At 65.6% G+C, this 5,449-nt stretch carries 3 protein-coding genes and 1 pseudogene; 2 read left to right on the top strand and 2 right to left on the bottom strand.

All coding sequences use genetic code 11. From position 1 onward, the window contains the following. Positions 1–1,024, bottom strand: a 1,024-nt coding sequence (locus EN781_RS24600) for a hypothetical protein (RefSeq protein WP_127400405.1), incomplete at its 3' end; no start/stop codon positions are given. Positions 1,025–1,349: 325 nt separating this feature from the next. Continuing rightward, complete coding sequence (locus EN781_RS24595) at positions 1,350–3,266, bottom strand: methyl-accepting chemotaxis protein (RefSeq protein ID WP_126057064.1); 1,917 nt, start codon at positions 3,264–3,266, stop codon at positions 1,350–1,352. Positions 3,267–3,801: 535 nt separating this feature from the next. Here EN781_RS24595 and EN781_RS24590 point away from each other — a divergent pair. Both EN781_RS24590 and EN781_RS24585 read left to right on the top strand, forming a co-directional pair. Continuing rightward, positions 3,802–4,689 (top strand): D-alanyl-D-alanine carboxypeptidase family protein, encoded by an 888-nt coding sequence (locus tag EN781_RS24590; RefSeq protein ID WP_126057065.1) that lies wholly within the window; start codon positions 3,802–3,804, stop codon positions 4,687–4,689. Between the two features lie 354 nt (positions 4,690–5,043). Further along, positions 5,044–5,449, top strand: a pseudogene (locus EN781_RS24585) (hypothetical protein); the annotation flags it as partial.

The following is a 5,449-nucleotide window of genomic DNA, read 5'->3' as shown; positions in this document are numbered from 1 at the left end:
GCATGTGATCGCGCGCGGTCTCAAAGTCGCGCGGCGGCTCGCCGTCAGAGAAAGGCACGGCGCCGATGACGTGGCGGAAGGAAACGCTGCGGCCTTCGGCAAGCGCAAAGGCGGTGGCGACGCCTTCGCGCTTCAGCCAGTTGTCGCCGAGCGAGGCGGCATGGCCGACCGCGGCGCGGCCGTCCTCGATGCCGAGCACGCCGAGATGGCGGCCACTCCACGGCGCATAGTCGCGGCCGCCATTGCTGAACCACAGCATGGTGATGGGCAGTTCGGCCGCGTTTTTCAGCACCAGAACAAGATCCTGCTCGGCATGGCGCGCCAAAGCCGTCCAGCCCGGCCCGCCATGATCGGCCTCGACCAGCGTCAGGAAATCCTCGCGCCTGTCCTCCATGCGGTAGTCGGTGAGATCGGCGGTGCCGCCAGCGGCGGTGGGAAAATGCCGGAGATCGGCGGAGCGTGCAGGATAGGCGAGCAAGAAACGGCCGCGCGCCGGGTCGGGCTCCAGCGGGTCGGCCGGACTCGCCGCGTAGCGTTTCGGCGAGAAGGCGAGAGACCCGCCACCGCGCATCACCGTCATTGGATGGTGGGCGACGGAAATGGCGCCGGCGCCGCCGAAAAAGACATGCTCCTGATAGAGGAAGGGGTGGTTGTCACGCAGCGTCAGCACCTTGTCGACGCTGGCACCCATGACCTTGCGGCGCAGCCGGAAGCTGGCGCGCCAGCCATCGCTGATGGCGCTATCTTCAACCAGGTCCCAGGCGCTGTTGGCCGGCCAGCCATGCAGCGGCGCCTCCTCGACATCGGCGCGCGAAAACGGCGCGCAGAGGAAATCGCCAGAGAGCCGTACCGTGCCTTCCGGCAGGTCTTGCGGCAGGCTCTCGCGCGGCGCGCCGACCCAGGGCGCGCGATGCAGAGGCTGCAGGCGGCGGCCGTCGGCCTCGACCGTCATGTCGGCGATGTGGCCGACCGCAAGGTCGAGCGTGACCGAAATGCCCTTTGCCTTGATCGTGACCGTATCCATGCCTGTCACCCTCGCGAATCTTTGGCGCCAGCAAAGCCCGCGTGGTGTGCGAAGTGCAAGCGCTGCGAAAGGCATTTTGCATCAGAATGGAAGTCGGCGCCGCCCCTCATTGCCCTGCCGGGCATTTCTCCCCGTATAGTGACGGGGAGAAATGGGCTGGCCGCAGCGCCGGTGCCCTCCTGCAGCGTTGCTGATTGGCGAAACCGGCGATGAGAGCGCCCCTCTCCCCGTCACTATACCGGGAGAGAATGCCGGCAGGCAGGTGAGGGGCGGCGCCAACGTTAGAAAGGGTGCGGTAGGTTGAGACGCTACAAACGGGCCGCCCCTACTGCCTTTTATACTCCCTGACCGGCGACTTGGTGCCATCCGTATAGGTCACCTGCACCGACATCGACTTCACGCTGTCGGCGACCTTGAAATAGGGCTGGTAGTCGTAGGGGATGGCGTAGGGGTCCTTCTTGTCGCAGGGCGGCATCTTGATTTCCTTGTCGGGGGCGGCGCCGTCCAGGCCGTAATGCACCTCCTTGATGGCGCAGCGGTAGGACAGCATTTGCGTGAAATAGACCAGGCCGTTGTTGCCGCCGGCGTCGAAGGCGATCCACGAGGTCCAGAACTGGTCGAGGATCTGCTTGTCGCCTTGCTGCAGCGCCGAGTCCGGATCGAATCTTATGGCGAACGGGCCGGTCTCGCGGCCCCTGATGTCGAGATATTTGATGCCGATCGTGGTGGCCGTGGTGCTGTCCGGCAATTCGAAGCTCGAATTGGGCATCGGCTTGCCCGTCCGCTGGTCGTTCATCGCCATCAGCCCGGTGTCGGTGAACGGGCCGGTCTCGCCGAGGCGCCAGGAAATGCCGGTCGCCGCCTCGGGCAGCGAAATGGTGATCGTCCAGCCGGCATTGGAGCGCATCGGCGTCAATGTCGGGGCGAAGCGCTGCGGATCGAGCACGTCGCCGACGGCGGCCAGCCGGCTGCGGCTGCGCTCCAGCCAGTCGGCGAGCTCCCTCTGGTCGACGAAATATTTGAGCAGCCCGCCATCCTTCTCGTAGGAGACGAACTTGGTCAGCGCCTCGGCCTCGCTGCGCTTGTCGGACAGCGACTGGCTACCGAGGCGATCCTCGGAAAACTCCTGCGCCAGGAGGAAATAGGCAGGCGCATAGTCGGGATGGGCCGCTATGAAGGTGTTCAGCTTGTCGAGACGCTGGGCATCGTCGAACTGCTCGAGATGGACGAGCTTGATCGCCGACGCCTTGGCCTTGTCGGCCAACTGGCCGAACACCTCGCGGGCGCCGGCCTTACCGTCCTGGACCCGAAGCAAGGTGGCGAAGCGCGTATAAGGGTCGATGGCGTCGACATCGAAGTTGGCGAAGGCGAGATAGGACCGCCTGGCGTTGAGCATGTCGCCCGACAATTCGTAGACGCGGGCATTGTGATAGTACTCATCGGGACGCTTGGGGTCGGCGATCGCGCCGCCCTGCGCGGCGAGCGCGGCAAAGCCCTTGGCGATGGTGTCGATGGAAGCGGCAATCTGCTCGGTCGTCGCCTGCAGCTTCTCGGCCTGCGCGGCCGCCTGCTGCTGGCCGGCGGCCAGCGTGTCGGTGGTCTGCTTGACCGCCTCGACCGCCTTCTGGGTTTCGGCGCCCTGCTCGGTCTGCTGTTTCTGTGCCGAGGCGATCTCCTCGGCCTTCTGCGCGACGGTGTCGGTCGATTGCTTGACCGCCTCGACCGCCTTCTGGGTTTCGGCGCCCTGCTCGGTCTGCTGTTTTTCGGCGGCGGCTATCTCCTGCGTCTTCTGCGCCACCGTGTCGGTCGATTTCTTGACCTCCTCGACCGTCTTTTGCGTCTCGGTGACCGTCCTTTCGATCCTGGCGACCTTTTCGGAGACGATGCCCAGCGACTGCTGCAGCTCGGCCACCGCCGGCACCAGAGTGGCGATGATGCCGTTCTGCGAATTCGTTTCCTGCTGCACGGTGTAGACGCCGCCGGCGATCGCCGCCGCACTTGTGGCGAAGATCAGCGCCGGCATGGCCTTGGTCGCCAGCACAAGCCTCAGCACGATGGCGATGGCGATGATCGCGGCCGCAACGGAAGCGACGAGCGCGATATAGGCGGCGAACGGCCCGAGCGGGTTGAGCACGTCCGACACCGCGCCGCTGACGAAAGCGACGCTGCCGGCCCATTTGCCGGTGCGGCTGAGCGATGCCCGGATAAGAGATGGTGCGGCGGCGCCGATGTCACCTGTCATGTCGATCCCCCAAACCAAATCCGCGCGCATGGTAGCAGCGCGGCCCCGCCGGGAAAACAGGACAGCAAGCGGGCGTTTTCGGGGCGGTGGGGTGTGGGAGGTGTCTACCGACGAAGTGATAGCTACGAGCGGCAAGGTATAGCGCCGCTCGCGCAGGAATCGCCAATTTGCCGATGTTGGCGCCGCCCCTCATTGCCCTGCCGGGCATTTCTCCCCGTATAGTGACGGGGAGAAAGGGGCTGGCCGCAGCATTGGCGCCCTTCTTGCAACGTTGGTGATTGGCGAAACCGGCGATGACAGCGCCCCTCGCCCCGTCACTATACGGGGAGAGGGTGCCGGCAGGCAGGTGAGGGGCAGCGCCGGCTTTGGTGTCGTTCCGAGCCCGTCGCCACCCTTAAGCTGTTGAGACAGCTTTGAGACCCCCGTTAACCAGTTGGACGCAGCAATCGGCTTAGGCTAGGGTCCGGCCCTCTCAGCAACAGCCGGATTCGACTTGCGCCTGTCCGACCCTTTCCCGCTCCTCCAGAAGATCTTGATGGCGTTCGCGCTGCTGGCGATGGTCGCCGGCTGCACCACCGTCGCGCCGCCCGACAGTGTATTGGGGGTGCCGGCGCAGCCGCAGCGCTATGCGGCGATCGTCGTCGATGCGCGCAGCGGCAAGCAGCTGTTCGAGGTCAATTCGACGGCGCAGCGCTATCCGGCCTCGCTGACCAAGATGATGACGCTCTATCTGCTGTTCGAGGCGCTGGAGAGCGGCCGGGTGAGCAAGGAGACGCAGATCCCGGTTTCGGACAATGCCTCCCGGCAGCCGCCGACCAAGCTGCGCTTCAGGCGCGGCGAGACGATCGACGTCGATTCCGCCATCCGGGCCATCGTGGTCAAATCGGCCAATGACGTGGCGGTGGCGGTCGGCGAATATCTCGGCGGCTCGCAGGACCAGTTCGCCGCCATGATGACCACCAAGGCGCGAAGCCTCGGCATGACGAGCACCTCCTTCCGCAACGCTTCGGGCTTGCCCGACGGCAGCCAGATGACGACGGCGCGCGACATGGCGGTGCTGGGCATGGCGCTACGCAACCGCTTCCCGCAGCATTTCCACTATTTCTCCGAGAGCGACTTCATGTTCCGCGGCCGGCTGGTGCGCGGCCACAACGACATGCTCGGCCGGGTGCGCGGCGTCGACGGCATCAAGACCGGCTACATCAGGGCCTCCGGCTACAACATCGTCACTTCCTACAATGCCGACGGCCGCCAGCTGATCGTGGTGGTGATGGGCGCCGAAAGCGCGCGCCAGCGCAACGACCATGTCGAGGCACTGATCCAGCGCAGCCTTTCGCCGATGGCGGCGGATGCCAAGACAAGGCTGATGTATGCCGGGCAGCAGCCGACGGGGTCGGCGCTTCCCGGTTTGCCAGAACCGTAAAAGCTTCGAAACGCCGGCCCGAGGCACCCCCCTCTGGCCTGCCGGCCATCTCCCCCTCAAGGGGGGAGATTGGATGTCGCGTCGGGTTTCGCCAACCTCCAACGTCAATGAGGGGCGCGGCGCCAAGGCTGCCGATCTCCCCCCTTGAGGGGGAGATGTCCGGCAGGACAGAGGGGGGGCGCGAAGGATCACCACCGATCTCAACCTTGCGCCGCCGCATTCCGCGACCAAGTCACAGCCCGCACCACCCCCATCACAACAACTTGTTCGGTCACACCAGTTACACAGTCGCGATGGATATGCCGCGCCGGCTTGGCGTATCGTATCGCAGAAGCCGAAACAGGAGCACTGACCATGGCCGGCGACCCGAAGGCGCAGAAGACGGAAGACGACGAAACCCACTCGGCCGGCGAATATCTCGAGGCCTCCACCTTGCCGGAAGACCTGCACGAAGCGGCCGACGAGATCCTCGAAGCGCCGGAGGTGCCGGATTCCGAGCCCGCCCCGGCCGGACCTGCCGCATCGCGGGTAAAACCGAAGAAAAAACCGTCGGCGATCAGCGGCCGGAAATTCCGCAAGCGCGACCTGGTGCGCATCGACGATTTGCGGCCGAGCCTTTCCGACCGCATCCGCGCCGACCATCCCGACCTGCCGCGCGGCGCCCGCATCAGCCGCGAGGAGCTCGCCCGCTACCGCATGCGCTACATGGAAGAACTGCTGCAGCAGGAGCACGGCGAATTCTCCGAGCTCGACCGCCAGG

It is taken from the genome of Mesorhizobium sp. M4A.F.Ca.ET.090.04.2.1, assembly GCF_003999085.1.
Classification (GTDB): domain Bacteria; phylum Pseudomonadota; class Alphaproteobacteria; order Rhizobiales; family Rhizobiaceae; genus Mesorhizobium.
The sequence above is the reverse complement of the archived record's forward strand: the minus strand, read 5'-3'. Positions and strand labels throughout refer to the sequence as shown.